Annotated in this window: 11 protein-coding genes; all 11 read right to left on the bottom strand. The window is 73.2% G+C overall.

The features are described from left to right. Positions 1-8: 8 nt before the first annotated feature. The 11 genes from ACFQQL_RS13880 to ACFQQL_RS13830 all read right to left on the bottom strand — a co-directional run bounded on the left by ACFQQL_RS13880 (position 9) and on the right by ACFQQL_RS13830 (position 15,321). Positions 9-257 (bottom strand): STAS domain-containing protein, encoded by a 249-nt coding sequence (locus ACFQQL_RS13880; protein WP_382395330.1) that lies wholly within the window; start codon positions 255-257, stop codon positions 9-11. An 83-nt stretch (positions 258-340) separates the two neighbouring features. Continuing rightward, positions 341-3,055, bottom strand: a complete 2,715-nt coding sequence (locus tag ACFQQL_RS13875) for an alpha-mannosidase (RefSeq protein ID WP_382395408.1) — start codon at positions 3,053-3,055, stop codon at positions 341-343. A 19-nt stretch (positions 3,056-3,074) separates the two neighbouring features. Continuing rightward, a complete protein-coding gene (locus ACFQQL_RS13870) occupies positions 3,075-4,091 on the bottom strand; it encodes a LacI family DNA-binding transcriptional regulator (protein ID WP_382395328.1) in 1,017 nt (338 codons plus the stop codon). Further along, entirely contained in the window at positions 4,088-5,980 is a 1,893-nt protein-coding gene (locus tag ACFQQL_RS13865) for an MBL fold metallo-hydrolase (protein WP_382395326.1), read from the bottom strand. The genes ACFQQL_RS13870 and ACFQQL_RS13865 overlap by 4 nt, the downstream gene beginning before the upstream one ends. 56 nt (positions 5,981-6,036) lie before the next feature. After that, complete coding sequence (locus ACFQQL_RS13860) at positions 6,037-7,590, bottom strand: FAD-dependent oxidoreductase (RefSeq protein ID WP_382395324.1); 1,554 nt, start codon at positions 7,588-7,590, stop codon at positions 6,037-6,039. Continuing rightward, positions 7,587-9,446: an alpha-galactosidase gene (locus ACFQQL_RS13855; protein WP_382395322.1), complete on the bottom strand. Its 1,860-nt coding sequence runs from the start codon at positions 9,444-9,446 to the stop codon at positions 7,587-7,589. The genes ACFQQL_RS13860 and ACFQQL_RS13855 overlap by 4 nt, the downstream gene beginning before the upstream one ends. Before the next feature lie 47 nt (positions 9,447-9,493). Then, the gene (locus ACFQQL_RS13850) at positions 9,494-10,342 is read right to left on the bottom strand and encodes a carbohydrate ABC transporter permease (protein WP_382395406.1); all 849 of its coding nucleotides are present in this window, start codon (positions 10,340-10,342) and stop codon (positions 9,494-9,496) included. A 62-nt stretch (positions 10,343-10,404) separates the two neighbouring features. Next, a complete protein-coding gene (locus tag ACFQQL_RS13845; RefSeq protein WP_382395404.1) occupies positions 10,405-11,391 on the bottom strand; it encodes a carbohydrate ABC transporter permease in 987 nt (328 codons plus the stop codon). Beyond that, entirely contained in the window at positions 11,388-12,794 is a 1,407-nt protein-coding gene (locus ACFQQL_RS13840) for an extracellular solute-binding protein (protein ID WP_382395320.1), read from the bottom strand. The genes ACFQQL_RS13845 and ACFQQL_RS13840 overlap by 4 nt, the downstream gene beginning before the upstream one ends. Before the next feature lie 164 nt (positions 12,795-12,958). Beyond that, positions 12,959-13,840 carry a hypothetical protein gene (locus ACFQQL_RS13835; protein ID WP_382395318.1) on the bottom strand — a complete coding sequence of 294 codons (882 nt, stop codon included), beginning with the start codon at positions 13,838-13,840 and terminating at the stop codon, positions 12,959-12,961. Beyond that, complete coding sequence (locus ACFQQL_RS13830) at positions 13,837-15,321, bottom strand: FGGY family carbohydrate kinase (protein ID WP_382395316.1); 1,485 nt, start codon at positions 15,319-15,321, stop codon at positions 13,837-13,839. The genes ACFQQL_RS13835 and ACFQQL_RS13830 overlap by 4 nt, the downstream gene beginning before the upstream one ends. Positions 15,322-15,351: the final 30 nt, after the last annotated feature.

Genomic DNA, 15,351 nt, shown 5'->3' with positions numbered 1-15,351 from the left:
CCTGCCGCTCAGCCGGTCGGTTCGGGTCCCGGGGGGACGACGCGGCCACCGTACTCGGCGGCGTCGCGGACGAACGTGCGCAGCGCCGTGCGGCCGGCGTCGTCGCCGATCTCCACCGCCGTCAGGTCGTAGCACGCCCGGTGGCCCGCTGCCTCGCCGAGGTGGCGCAGGAGCTGGGTGAACTCGGTGGCGGTGTGCACGTCGAGCGGCCCGGCCACGTGCACCTGCGGGACGCCGCACCGGTCGTCCATCCGCACCCTGAAATGCAATGACACCTCCCACCGCGTCCGCCGATGTGGCGACGGTAGGACGCTTCGGGACGGACGGCGACCCGGGGGCCTCACCCCTGCGTGCCGCCCGGTGGACGGCGGTATCGCCCGGCGGCGAGCTCGGTGACCCGGAGGTCCGCGGGCGGCTCGTCGAGGGGCCACTCCACGAGGTCCACCTCGACCACGGGCCGCGCGGGGTCGCGCGGTATCCGGAAGGTCCGGATCTGGCTCGGGCCGAAGTCCGCCTCGAGCGTCCTGCCGACCACCGGGAGCTCGAGGTGACCGCGTGCGGGCCGTCCGGTGGTCTCGACGGCGCGCACCACGAGGTCCGGGCCGTCTTCGCCGTCGTCCTCGGCGCCCTTGACGGCGGTGATCATGACCTGGCCGCCGCCGTCGGACACGGTGGGCAGGGCGTCGGGCAGCGAGCCGGGGTGGAAACTCTCGAGCATGGCACGCACCGGTGAGGTGAGCAGTGCGGCGCGGCGGGTGAGCCCGGCATCGCGCCAGTCGCCGGCGTGCGGGACGAGCAGGTACCGGAACTGCTGCACCCCGAGGTCCTGGTGGGCGTAGATCTCCCCCGGGTCCAGCTGGCGCGGGTCGTGCCAGGCGTAGACGGGGCTGCGGACCGCGGTGAGGCCGATGCTGGCGCCCGCGCCGTCGTGCGCCGGCAGCACGTCGAAGGCGTGCTTGGCGTCGGTCACGACCGCCAGGCCGGCCCGCACCGCAGGGGCGTCGCCCGCGCCCCCGACGCCCGGGGACGGCAGCACGCCGGTCAGGTCGACCCACGACTGGGCGGGCTCCTCCGCGCCGTCGACGGGGCGCTCGAGGGACCCGAACGGCACCTCGTACGTCGCCGTCGGGTCCTGCAGGGCGGTCGGGACGCGGACCTTGAGCAGGTGCGCGGGCTCGCGCCAGTCGAGCGTCACGCGGACCTCCAGGTGGTCGGCGGCGTGCTGGAGCACGAGCTCCTCGACCATGACGGACCGGCCCCACTCCCGCTCGATCCGCAGCCTGGCCCGCACCGGCCCGCTCTCGAGAAGCAGCACACGGGTCGTACGCATCGGTTCCCCGGGCCACGCGTACGAGACGACCCGGTGGCCCCAGGTGTCGGTCGGGTCCTCGCACACCTGCAGGTGCTCACCGCCGGCGTCGGCCACCAGGTCCTGCCCCGTGCGCTTGTCCACCAGGGACCGGAGCCAGCCGGTCTGCGGGTCCACCTCGACCCGCAGCAGCGGGTTCTCCAGGACCTCCGTGGTCGCGTGCAACCGGCCGCGCGGGTCCGCGCTCCACCCCAGGTCGCCGGGGTCCGGGCCTCCCCGGAGGCGGTAGAGCCGGTAGCCGAGCGGGGGCACCTGGACCTCGAACAGCTGGGCGGCCCGGCCCCGGTCGTTCGTGGTGGCGACCGGCTGGACCCGTTGCGAGGGGGTCTGGTGCCCCTCGGCGTCGACGACGTGGACACCGCCGGGCTGGGAACCGTACTGGAGCTCGACCTCGGTCCGCACCGGCCACGGGTGAGGGTTGAAGACGACGACGGGCTGGGTCCCCTCGTCGTGCGGGATGTCCAGGCGGGAGGCGAGGACGTTCTGCACCCGGGTGATGACGCGCTGGGAGATGGCGACCGCCTCCCCGAGCTGGTCCCGAGCGTCGTCGTAGGCCGGGGCGATCGCCGAGCCGGGCAGGATGTCGTGGAACTGGTTGAACAGGACCTGCTGCCAGGCTCGTGCCAGGTCTTCCCGGGGCAGGTCGAGGCCCTGCCAGAGCGCCCCGAGCACGGCCCAGCGTTCGGCGGAGAGCACCTTGGCCTGGGCACGGCGCTGCCAGGCCTTGATGCCGGAGTGCGCGGAGTAGCACCCCGCCGCGTGGTGCTGGAGATCCTCCCGCCAGACCGGCAGCGCGGCCATGCCGTTCTCGCCGAGCCGCGCCGCGAGCTCGTCGAAGTACCGGCGCGGGGAGGACATGCGCAACCGGCCGAAGGAGCCCATGCGGTCGTAGCGCCGGATGGACTCGATGTTGGCGCGGGTCGGCCCGCCGCCGTGGTTGCCGACGCCGTAGAAGATCATCAGGTCCCCCAGGTGGCGGTCGGCCTGGCCGAGCGCCTTGTCGGTCTGCCCGTCGACGTGCCCGGGCGGGCTGCAGTACTCGTACGGGATGCGGTAGCCGAGCACCCGGCTGCCGTCCGGCGCCTCCCACCAGAACGCGGTGGCGTCGAGCTCGGACTCGTGCGGCCCGGGCCGCAGGAACACGTAGCTGTCCATCCGCTGGCCACGCAGGATCTGCGGGAGCATGACGTTGTGGCCGAACGGGTCCACGTTCATCCCGACGTCGGCCGTGACACCGAACTTCTCCCACAGGTAGCGCTGGCCGTACAGGCCCTGCCGGACGAAGGACTCGCCGGCCGGCAGGTTGCAGTCCGGCTCCACCCACCAGCCACCGGTCATGACCCAGCGTCCCTCGGCGACCCGTTCGCGGATCCGCTCGAACAGACACGGGTCGGACTCCTCCACCCAGGACAGCAGGACCACCTGGTCGCAGGTGAACACGAAGTCCGGGTACTCCTCCATCCGGTGGATGACGGACCAGAACGTGGCCCGCGCCTCCTGGTAGCCCTCCTGCCAGGGCCACAGCCACACCGGGTCGATGTGCGCGTTGCCGATCATGTGCAGCGTCCGGTCGGGGGTGGCCCGGGGCCGTCTGCCGTCCTCGAGCCCGCTCGGCTGGTCACCGGACGGTGCGTTGGCGACCGGGGCCCGGTCGGGCGGGGAGGAGGCGTCCGACGATCCTGGCATCGTTACCACACCGGCGATGCTAGCCGTCGCGGGCCGGACCGGTCGAGCCGCGCACGACCATCGGGGCGGGCAGGACGACGGTGCGCGGCGGTTCCTCGCCGTCGGCGAGACGCGCGAGCAACCGGTCGACGGCGGCCGCGCCCACCGCGACGGCGTCCTGCGCGACGGTCGTCACAGGCGGGTCGACCATGGTCATCCAGGGCGCGTCGTCGAACGAGGCGAGGCTGAGGTCGCCGGGCACCGCGAGCCCCGCAGTGGCGGCCGCGCGCCACGCACCCTCGGCGAGGACGTTGTTCGCCGCGAAGACGGCGGTGGGTCGCCGGGAGGAGGCGAACAACGCGTCGGCGGCGGCCTGGGCGGCGGTGACGTCCCAGCCCGTGGCGACCACGAGGTCGGGGTCGACCGGCAGGCCGCGGTCCTCGTGGGCGGCACGGAACCCCTCGTGCCGCTCGCGGCCGGTCGTCCACGCGGTCTCGTCGATGAGCAGCGCGATCCGGGTGTGTCCGAGGTCGAGGAGATGATCGGTGACGGCACGCGAGCCCGCGCGGTTGTCCACCACGACCGCGTCGCACACGTCCGGTGCGAACTGGCGGTCGACCTCGACGACGGGCGTGCCGTGCCGGCCGAGGTACTCCGCCACGGCACCGGAGACCGGCGTGGCGACCACACCCGCGAGCCGCATGGCGACGAACGCCTCGGCGGCCGCGACCTCGTCCGTCTCGCCACGGCCGAGGTCCGTCAGGGTGAGGGTGTAGCCCTTGGCGCGCGCGGCGTGGCCTGCACCGGCCGCCAGGTCGGCGTAGAAGGGGTTGCGCAGGTCGTGCACGAGGACGCCGACCGATCTGCTGACGCGCTGCTTGAGGTGGCGGGCCATGGCGTCCGGCACGTAGCCCAGGCGCTGCGCTGCCTCCCGGACGCGCTCGCGCACCGCCGGAGCGGCGTACCCGCGGCCGGTCAGGGCTCGCGAGGCGGTCGACTGGGAGACGCCGGCAGCCTCGGCGACGTCCCGGATGGTGGCCCGTCGCGCGGCGCTCACCGCGCCGCCTCCTCGTCCGCGAGGAGGCTCGCGACGGCGACGTGCTCGGCCGCGTGGACGTCGACGAGCGCCTCGCAGTGCTGCCCGAGCCGCAGGTCACCCACGGCCACGTCGATCGCCAGCCGTGCCCGCCGGGACGGGCGAGGTCCGACGGTGACCGTAAGCGGGACGGTGACCTCGGCGGAGCCGGGCAGCTCGGTCCCGACGACCGCCGGCCGGGCCGACCATCCCTCCGGGAGGACGGGCACGAGCCGCGCGCGGGCCGCCTGTGGGAACGGGTTGCGCACGGAGACCTCGTAGGTCAGCGTCTCCCCCGGCCGGGCCGTGGTGAGGTAGGGCGCGACCCGGGCGATCAGGCCGTCGGCGCCGAGGTCCACCTCCTCGAGCGGCAGCAGGTCGCGGTGGATGCGCGCCAGCTCTGCGCCCTCCTCGGTGAGCATGTCGAGGTAGTCCTCGTCCACCCAGCGCGGGTCCCAGTGGCCACTGACCATGAGGCCCGGTGCGACCTGCCGGTAGAGCTCCGCACTGCGGACGTAGTCCTCGACGCGGAACCGGTTCCGGTACTGGTAGTTCAGGACCTCCCGCCGGTCTCCCGGCACCCCGAGGCCGGTCTGCTGGTCTCCGGTGGCCAGCACGCGCACGCCGTCGACCTCCAGCTCGAAGGCCGTCTGGAAGAGCGTGTGCCCGGCCAGCTCGTGCACGGTGATCTCGTACTCTCGCCAGCGGACGGTCCCGCCGAGCGGCAGCACCCGATCGGTGCGGATGGGGTCGTACCACTGGCAGGGCAGGTCGTGGCGCAGCGGGTCGGCGAGGACGGGTGCCACGTTCTGGCCCGCCCACACCTCGGTGCCCTCCACCTCGCGCAGCAGGTTCAGGCCCGCGACGTGGTCGTCGTGGTAGTGCGTGGCCAGCGCCACCTCCACCCGGGTCACGCCGTGGTCGGCGCGGAGCGCCGGCAGCGAGGCGAGCCAGGGCCGCCGGGCGGCCCGATCGGCACCCGGCGGGAGCCCGGTGGTCATGTCGTAGCCGTAGTCGATGACCAGGGCGGCACCGGAGTCCGAGAGCAGCACATAGCTGCACGCGTTGCTCGTCCGGTTCATCAGGAGGTGCTCGGTGAGCTGGACGAAGGGTGAGTCGAGGCGTGCCCGCAGGTCCCACGGGTAGGGCCGGCGGGAGTCGACGTACCGCTGCATGCGCGTCCCCAGCAGCTCCAGGGCGGCGGCCGGGTCATCCATCGGCTCGCCGTGCGACGGGAGCAGCAGGCCCAGGCCCTGCCGGAGCAGCAGGTAGCAGCTCAGGACCGTCATCGCCGGTCCCTCGTTCTCCGTGTAGGACCACTGGGTCGCGGCGAGCGACCACACCTTGCCCGGGGCGTAGATCAGGTCACCGGTGAAGGCAAGTCGTTCCCCCGCCCGTTCGACGACGTAGGTCACCGATCCGGTCGTGTGCCCGGGCGTCGGATGCACCTCGACGCGCACGCCGTGGTAGTCGGCCGTCCGGTACTCCGGCACCGTGCCGGCCACCTCGACGGGCTCGAGGAGGGAGAAGCGGTCCTGCCGGAGGTTGTAGTCGTTGACGAGGTTCCTGGTCCGCCACATCTCGTCGACGGAACGAAACAGGTCCACCTCCACGGGCGGCACGTGCACGGCGGCGCCGGAGGCCACCGCGCGGGCGAGCCCCTGGCCCTGGTCCCGGTGGTGGTGCGTCATGAGCACGTCCGTGAGGCGGTCGACGCCCATGGCGGGGAGGTGGTCGAGCACCTCCCCGGAGCCGAAGTCGATCGCGACGGCGGTCTGCTCCGGGCCGTGCGGCTCGGCCAGCACGACGTACACGTGGCACGTGTCCGGGATGCGGAAGACCCCGGGGGCAACCTCCGTCGGTGTGCTCACGGTCGTGGATGGTATCGATCCCACAGGGCCGGTCCAAGCCTCCGCGCCCGGGCACCTCACCGCCGCCCCACTCCGAGCTCGAGGACCTGACCCGCCGCGCGCAGCTGCTCCTGCAGCGCAGGCACGTCCACGTCCTGCACGTCCTCCCCCGCCCGAGCGGCCGAGGCCGCCGCGAGCCCGGCGGCATGGCCGAGCATCTGGTACTGGACCTCCATCCGCACGGAGGCGAAGGCGATGTGGGAGGCCGACAGGCAGACCGGGACCAGGAGGTTCCGGCAGTCCTCGCGGCGAGGCACGAGGCACCGGTACGGGATCGGGTACGGCGGGACCGGCACCGAGAGGTAGCCCTCGTTGAAGACCATGGGCCGCGGGCCGTCGAACTCGTACACCCACCGCCACGTGCGCTGCACCTCCCGGACGTCGATGTTGTACGACCCCATGGCCACCACGTCCGGCTCGCGACGCGGGCGCCGCAGGTCCGCCTCGGTGAGGGTGCGATCGCCGATCATGCGGCGGGCCTCCCGGACGTAGAGCTGGTGCGGCAGGTGCCCGGTGTCGGGGAACTCCTCGGGCGGCAGACCCCATCGGGACATCTCCCGCCGCACCCTGGCCGGCACGGCCGGGTCATTGGTGAGGAACCACAGGAAGTCCGTGGTGTGGTCGCGATGGTGCCGCCGGATCTCCGCACGGCGCGCGTGGCCGGCCGTCGGGTACTCCCAGGAGGTCCCGTCCAGGACGTTGAGCGACAGCGGCCCCAGCGAGTTCGCGTCGCACTTGCCGTGCGGGAGGTTGGGCTCCAGCCCGATCATCCAGCCGGCCGTCACCTCGAACCGGTCACGCTCCCACCGGTGGAACAGCCGCCGGGCGAGCTCGAAGTAGCCGTCGTCGTAGCCGGCGCGACGCTCGACGGGGATCCGGTCCGGTGCGGTGGTCAGGCAGACCCGGTAGCCGTAGGCCATGACACCGCCGTCGCCGTCGCCGACGGCGGCGGGCGGCCCGGGACGCAGCTGCGGCAGCAGCGTGCCCTCGACGCCGGGCGGCGGGTCGTCGGCGAACGGTGAGATCCACGGCGGCATCGCGTGCCGGCCGGGCAGCATCTCCTGCCGGCCCGCCAGCGGCTCGCCGTGGCGTGACCTGCCTTCGCGGCCGACGGCGAACGGAACCCCGGCGGCCGCGAGGAGGTCTCCCTCGTAGCTGGCGTCGACCAGCACCGCGCCGGTGAGCGTGCCCGCGGTGAACCGGACGGACCGGATCACCCCGTCCACCACCTCGGCGCCGGTCACCCGGTGCTCCAGGAGCAGATCGACGGCGGCCTCCTCCAGCCAACGACGGAAGACGGCCTCCGCGACGCCCGGCTCGGGCCCGGCATACGTCCCGGGCGTGACGCCGTAGTGGTCTGCGACGTCCTGCCGGAAACGGGCGGCGAGCCCGCCCAGCACCCGGAGGTCGCCGAGGTCGGTGTAGCCCAGCCCGCCGGACGTCATGCCCCCCACGTGGCGACGCGGCTCGGCGAGGGCCACCGTGGCTCCGGTGCCCGCCGCGGCGACGGCCGCGCAGACGCCGGCCGAGGTGGCGCCGTAGACGATGACGTCGTAGCCGCCCGACGTCATCGGGTCTCCCGGTAGCGGCGCCAGGACGTGGCCACGAGCGCGAGGTCCCCGGGGGTCAGCGGCTCGCCTGAGCGGTCCATCCGGTCCACGTAGTACAGCGCGGGGACGCCGAGGTCGGCCTGGGCGCGGACGTAGGACTGCCAGGCGGCGCGGTCCGGCATCGGCCACTGGTCGGTGTCCACGAGGTGGCCGGGCAGCGCGGCCCGGACCACGGCGACGCGGGCGCGCAGCTGGTCGGCGACCGGGACGGGCGCCGCGGCGGGGTCGCGCTCGAGGACGTCGTTGGTGCGGACCATGTCGCACACGTCCGCGAACGACGGGTGCGGGGTGTGCGTGATGACGAGCGCGTCCGGCTTGGCGGCCTTGGCGGCACGGTAGATCGTCCGCAGCAGGGTGTGGAGCCCTGCGATCCCCCACGGCGCCCGGGAGCCGGGGTGCCCGGGGTGCAGCGACGGACCGGCGGGCGAGCGTTGGGTGAAGTCGATCTTCAGGCCGTCTGCGTCGATCCCGTCCGGGCCGAGCAGCTGCGCGAGGGTGATCCGCAGCCGGGCACGGTAGGCGGGGCTGCCGGGATCGACCGCGACGGGTGTACCGGCGGCATCCAGGAGGCATTCCTCGGGCGGCAGGCCGGCGGCGTCCCAGGCCTTCCACCACAGCAGCACCCGTTGGCCGCGGGCGTGCCGGGACGCCACCCAGGCCCGTAGGTCGGGCCACCGGCCCGGGTCCGGTCCCGCGGTGCCGTAGGCCTCCTGCCACCGGTCGTCCAGGACGATCGTTCCCGGCACCACGCCGTGCTCCTCGAGGCGTGCGAGCAGGTCGTCGTAGACGTCCTGGCGCGCCATGTCCGGCCCGGTGGGGACGCCGTCGGGGACGGTGGCGGGCGCCAGCTCGTCGAGATGGTACGGGTGGCTGGAAGGTGCGCCCGGCAACGGGGCGAGCGCGCACTGGGCGCCCCAGCCGCAGAAGATCGGCTCCTCCCACCACCGCGCGGCCGGTTCGCCCGGTCCGGGCGGCGCCAGGCCACGGGCGACCAGGTCCGCCCGGTACCGTTCGATCGCCTCGTGCGGCGAGGCCGCCGGCCGCAGCACCAGGGTCGGCGTCGTGAACCGGTCCTCGACCCGGGTGTGGCCGTCGTAGTCCAGCAGGATCCGGAACCCCCCGTCGACCGTGTCGTAGCGCAGCGACGTGAAGGTCAGCTCCTCGACGGCGGCCCGCACCCAGAGTCCGAGCCACTCCCCCGCCGGCACGCCGGTGGCGTCAAGTGCCGGCTCCCGGCCGAGCGCGAGGCACAGCGGCGGCGGTGAGAAGACGGCGTGGAGCCGTCCCGGAGAGGCGTCGCCGAGCGCCCCCAGCACGACGGCGGAGCGTGCCGGGCGGACCACCTGGACCGGTTCGCTGGGTGCCGGGCTGAAGACGGAGGCGTGCTCGATCGAGGACCAGAACGGGCCGCATGCGCCGGAGGCGAGCGAGCCCCGGCCACCGAGCACGCAGACCGTCCCGAGGGTGCCGCGGCCGGTGACCGTCGCCTCGACGGTCACCTCCTGCGGCGTGCAGCGAAGGCTGGTGCGTTTCGCCTGCCAGGCCGTGGTCGCCGTCGTGAGGCTCACCTCGACCGTGCCGTCCGGGTCTCGTCTCACGTCCGGTGCGCCGACGCCGTAGGCGTCGTCCGGCACGTCCGTGCGGTCCAGGGTCGCCAGCAGGCTGAGGTGGGACCAGATCCGACCGGCACGGTCGGCGAGCACCGCGCGCGGCGGGTCGGCTCGGACCTCGAGCTGGTAGTCGGCGGCCTGCACCCGCACGGCTCCCGCCCGTTCGGTGACCTCGACGGTCGCGGTCGGGCTCGTCGCATGCTCCATGGCGTTCTCGTCCGTTCGGCGGCGGGTGGCGGCCCGTGAGACTCGGCTCAGCCCTTGGACCCGGTGGTCGCGATGCCCTCGATGAAGTGCCGCTGGCCGAGGAAGAACAGGACGATCATCGGGATCGTGGTGATCACCGAGGCGGTGACGATGATCTCCCAGTGCCAGTTGCCACCGAAGCCGTACTGGTCCAGCAGGGACTTCAGGCCACGGGGGATGGTGAAGGTGCTGGAGTCGCGCAGGTAGATCAGCGGGCGCATGAGGTCCGTCCAGGCTGCCTGGAACTCGAACAGCAGCGTCACCACGATCGCGGGCTTGGTCAGCGGCATGGCGATGCGCCAGAAGATCCCCCAGTTGCTGGCGCCGTCGATGCGGGCCGCCTCGAACGGGTCGCGCGGCAGACCGAGGAAGAACTGCCGCAGCAGGAAGATGTAGAACGCGGAGCCGAAGAGGTTCTGCGCCCACAGCGGCGTCAGGGTGCCGACCTGCCCGAGCGCGTCCCAGATGAGGAAGGTGGGGATCATGGTCACCGCGCCGGGCAGCATCATCGTGGCGAGCACCAGGCCGAACAGCAACCCTCGCCCGGGAAAGCGGAAGTAGGCGAAGCCCCACGCGACCATCGCGCTGGAGATCGTCACCGTCACCGCGGCCAGCACCGTCACCAGCAGGGTGTTGAACAGCCACAGCGCCATCGGCGCCTCGTACCAGACGTCCACGTAGTTCTGCAGCGTGAACGTCTCCGGCACGAGCCGGTTGTCGAACACCTCGCCACGCGGCTTGAGCGAGGCCGAGATGAGCCACACGAACGGGTAGATGAAGACGATCGTGCAGGCCACCAGGGCGAGCAGCACCAGAACCCGACCCACCGAGAGGCGCCTGCGGTTCTGCGGCGGCATCCCGCCGGCGTCCCGGACGCTGGCGGCCCGTGCGAGGTCCGTCAGGGACGTGGCCGAGGCGCTCACCGCTGCTCCCCCTCGTAGTAGACGAACCGTCTGGAGACGCGCAGCTGGATCAGCGTGACGATCAGGATGATGACGAACATCAGCCAGGCCAGCGCCGAGGCGTAGCCCATCTCGAGGAACTCGAAGGCCTGCCGGAACAGGTAGATCGCGAAGAAGAGTGCCGCATCGTTGCTGTAGGTGGTGTTCCCCGAGCCGAAGAAGGCGGTGTAGGACTCGGTGAACGTCTGGAACCCGGCGATCGAGTTGACGACGAAGATGAAGAAGATCGGGCCGCTGATCATCGGCACCGTGATGGTGACGGTCCGCTGGAAGAAGCTCGCGCCGTCCACCCGCGCTGACTCGTACAGCTCGCTGGGGACGTTGCGCAGTGCCGCCAGCAGGATGATGACCGAGGACCCCACGGACCACAGGCTCATGAGGATGAGGCCGGGCTTGACCCAGGCCGGGTCGGTGGTCCAGGCCGGGCCCTCGATGCCGAACCATCCGAGCACCTGGTTGATGAGGCCGTCCTGACCGTTGAAGAGCAGGAGCAGGAGGATCCCGACCGCCACCGGCGGGGTCATCTTCGGCAGGAAGAACGCGGTGCGGAAGAACCCGGCCGCGCGGCCCGCCTGGTTGAGCAGCAGGGCGAGCGCGAGCGCGACGACGACCTGCAGCGGCACCTGGATCGCCGTGAAGTAGAACGTGTTCCACAGCGACAGCCTGACGTCCGGGTCTGCGAGCATCCGCTCGTAGTTCTCGAGGCCGACCCACTCCGGGTCGGTGAGCACGTCGTAGTCCGTGAAGGACAGGTACCCGCTGTACATCACCGGCCAGGCCGTGAAGACGAGGAAGCCGATGAGCCAGGGACTCAGGAACAGCGCGACCCACAGCAGGTTCCGGCGTCGGCTGGCACGTTGACCCGGCCGCGGTGCGGCCGTCGCGGCGGACCGTCCCGCGCGCCTCCCGGAGCGCGCCTCGTGCGTCGTCGCGGCCAACGTCAGCCCTGCTGGTCCCACTCGGCCCAGGCCTCGTCCAGCGCGGCCTGCGCCTCCTCCTGCCCCTGCTCGAGCGACTCCTGGGGCTCGGCCTGCCCGTTGAGGACGCGGTTGACGGCGTCCTGCCACGCCGTCTTGAACTCGGCGTCGGCGGGGTTGGCCGGGAAGGAGAACGTGTGGTCGTTGCCCTCGTACATGGCGTCGATCGCCGAGGCCCACGGTTCGGGCGCGTCGTCGGGCACGAGCTGCTCGCGGATCATGTCGTCGGCCTCGGAGTTGCCCGTCAGCAGGCCGGTGAACAGCTGCCCGGACTCCGCCCGCATGTCGTGGCGCTCCTGGGCGGCCTCGAGCCACGTGTCGGTGGCGGTCATGTGCCGCATGAACCGGCAGGCGACGGGCGCGGTGTCAGTGCCGGCCGGGACGGCCCACGCGGAGCCCGACGCGAACGCCATCGGCTCGCCGTCCTGGTCGCGGAAGGTGTCGAAGGCCAGCGGCGCGTCGGGCGAGACGTCGTTGAGCACGTTGACGTACCACTGCTCCATGGGCATCGCACCGAGGACCCCGGTGGCGAACTGGTTGCCCTCGCCGAAGAAGTCCGCGGAGTCGCGGTAGGCTTTGACGGCGGAGAAGCCGCCCTGCGCGTCGTAGATCCCGACGGCGAACTCGAGCGCCTCCACCACGGCCGGGTCGTCGAGGTTGGCCGTCCGGCCGTCCTCGGAGAGCAACGAGACCCCGTTCGACATCGCCCAGAGCGGCAGGAACTCGGGGAGCTTGCTGTCGTACCCGATGACCTGCAGATCCCCGCCCTCGCGGGCGAGCAGCTGCCCGGCCGCGTCCTCGACGGCGGCCCAGTCGGACCCGTTGACGTCCTCGACGCTGAGGCCGGCCTGGTCGAGCAGGTCGCTGTTCGCCATGGTGATCTGGACCTGGTTGAACTCCGGGATTCCCCAGACCTGGTCGTTGAAGGTGATCTGGTCCAGCGCCGACTCCCGGAAGACGGAGGTGTCGATCCCCTCGCCCTCGATGCACTCATCCAGCGGGATGATCGCGCCGCGGGAGGCGAAGGTGCCGATCTGGTCCCGGTTGGCGTAGATGAGGTCCGGCGCGTCGCCGGCGGCCACGGCGGACAGGAACTGCTGGATGTCCAGGTCGCCCTCGACGAGGGAGAAGTCGACCTCGGGCATGACCCGCTGCGCGGAGTCGTACCGCACCTCGGCGATCTCGTCGTTGAGGCCGAAGCCCATGATCTGGATGTCACCGCTCAGCTCGGCCTCGGGATCGAAGCTGGTCTGCTCGCCGCCGTCACCGCCGTCACCCCCCGCGGGTTCCTGCTGCCCGCGGGCGCACGCGGCCAGCGCGAGGGTCGCCGTGAGCGCGAGCGCCGTGCCGCATCGTAGAGCTGTCCTCATGGTCGATCTCCGCCTTCGTCGTGGCGTCTTCGCCGGGATGGAAGGTCCGAAGCAACGCGGCATCGTTGCCGTGTGGCAACGTACCCACATCGTCATGGACCCGTCAACAGAAACGGTCCCACCGCGTGGTGCCGCTGTCCTGTCGAACGGGCGCAGGCCGAGGGTCAGACCTGGGTCCAGGGGCGTGCCTCGCGATCGACGACCTCGGCGAGACGCTCCAGCCGGGGTCGGGAGGTCACGCGCAGCCGGCGGACGACGTCCCGCGTCCCGACGACGTCGCTCCACAGGGCGCGCCCGGCCAGGAAGCCGCTGCCACCGGCGCGACAGGCCGCGGTCACCGCGCGCAGGAAGTTCTCCCGCTGCACCCCCTGGGAGAGGACGACCCACGGCCCGGTGATGTCGCCGGCGAGGGCGTCGCACGCGGCCTGCAGCTCGCGGTCGGACCCCTCCCCTGCCCGCGGCACCTGCACCTTGTACAGGCTCGGGCCGAGCGGGGACAGCTCGCGCGCCGCCTCACGGATGGCGGCCTCCGCGTCGAAGTCATGCTCGTCCGGCGCGGGCCGTACCACGGGCTCGAGGACGGACAGCAGGCCGCGAGCCCGGGCCAGCTCGATAAACCGCCTGGCCAGCTCGACGCGGTCCGCGCGACGCGCGTCGCGCCGCCAGATCAGGAGGAGCTTCAGCGCGGAGACCCCGGCAAGGTCCATCGCCAGGGCGGCCTGGTCCAGGTCGGTGTCCTCCACGGGTCCGCCGGGCTCCTGCGCGAGGGCGTCGACGGCCAGGACCAGCCCGGTGGCCCGGGGCAGGACGGCGCGGACCTCGCCGAAGCCGTAGTGACGGTCGATGAGGAACCCGGAGGCCAGCGGCCCGAGCTGCTCGGCGACGGCGACCTTGAAGTCGACGAGCACCTGGTCGCCGGGACGGCCGGCACCGGCCAGGTCGAACATGTGACGGAGGCTCTCGCGCTGGTCCATCGCGACCATGGCGAGACCGCCGGACGGCCGGGCGATGTCCTCGAGCGTGGCGGGGATGCTGGTCGGACTCATCGGGCTCCTTCGGTGGCGGCGCGGACGAACGCCTCCAGGGCGTCGCCGTACCGGTCGGGACGGGCCGGCAGGTCGGTCGCGGGCAGGCGTGGGGCGTCGCGCAGCGCGTCCTGGGGCGGCCCGAGGAGCCCGGCTCGGGCCGCGGCGAGCAGACCGGCACCGGTGGCGACGGGCTCCCGCGCGGTGATGTGGCGCAGCGGACCCGTGAGCGCCAGCCGACGCGACTCGATCACACCGGGCAGGTCGAGCACGCTCCCGAGGAGCGTGAGGGCGCCGGGCTCGGTGTCACCGAGCCGGGCCTGCTCCGTGAGCATCCACCGGGCCTGCAGGGCGAGACCGTCCAGGACCGCCCGGGCCAGCGCCGCGGCGTCCAGGTCACGGGCCTCCGCCGCAGCGGCGCCGTGCCGCAGCACGCGCACGGTCGCCGCCGGGTCCGGGCGCGGCGCCTGCCGGCCGGCTCGGTACGGCAGGACCACGGCAGCCGGCGGGCCCGGGTGTGCCCGCAGCTCCTGGGCCGCCGCGGCCAGGGCGTCCTCGACCGGTCCGTCGATGTGCTCCTCGAGCCACCCGAGCATGCTGCCCGCGCTCGGGCTTCCGGCCAGGAGCGCGTGGTGTCGCCCGTCGGCGGTGCGCACCCGGCTCATCCCCGCGGCCGCGACCGGGCCGGTATCCGGCGCGGCGGACAGGATGGTGAAGGCGGCCTCGGCGGTGCCGACCGAGCAGGCGCGTGCGCCCGTTCCCCGCGCGCCCGCCGCCCACGAGCCCACCGAGTGGTCGTGCCCGGCGACGACGACCGGGGTGCCGTCCGGCAGACGTGCGGCCAGGCCGTCGAGTCCGGAGCGTCGCGCCGCGTGGGTGCTGGCGTGCCCCGCCACCCCCTCCGGCGGCGCGACGGCGGGGAGCTGCGCCGGCCGGAGACCGACGATGTCGAGCAGCGCGCCGTCGAACGACGCCGAGGGAGGGCCGTCCGTCCGGTAGGCCATCGTGCGGCCGGCGAGGGTGTGGTCGGTGACGAGCCGGCCCGTCAGCGCCAGGACGACGAGGTCCGCGGCACCGGCCCACCGTCGGAAGGCGACGTCGCGGTCGCGCAGCCACGCCCACGTCGCCAGGGGGGCCTTGCCGCTGGGCCGCACCCCGGTACCGGCGAAGAGCCGGTCGGCACCCACGCGGTCCGCGAGGCGCCGCGCCTGCTCCGTCGCCCGGTGGGCGTCCCACCGGAGCAGCTCGGTCACCGGGCGGTCGGCGGCGTCGAGGGCGACACCCGTCTCGGCCATGGACGCCACCCCGACCACCTGCGGCGGATCGTCGGTGGCGCGGAGCACTTCGCCGGCGACGCTGTCCACGGTCGCCAGGAGGCCCGGGGCGTCGTCGGGTGTCGGACGGGCCGTCACGGCGAGCTCCTCGACGCCGGCGCCGTCGACCGCCACGAGCGCGGCCTTGGTGTTGGTCGTCCCGACGTCGATGCCGAGCGCCAGCGTCATGGTCGATCGTCCTCCCTGCGCCGCGGCGCC

The organism is Georgenia alba (assembly GCF_042665525.1).
In the GTDB taxonomy this organism is placed as follows: Bacteria; Actinomycetota; Actinomycetes; order Actinomycetales; family Actinomycetaceae; genus Allobogoriella; species Allobogoriella alba.
This window is presented reverse-complemented; position numbering and strand designations above follow the sequence as displayed.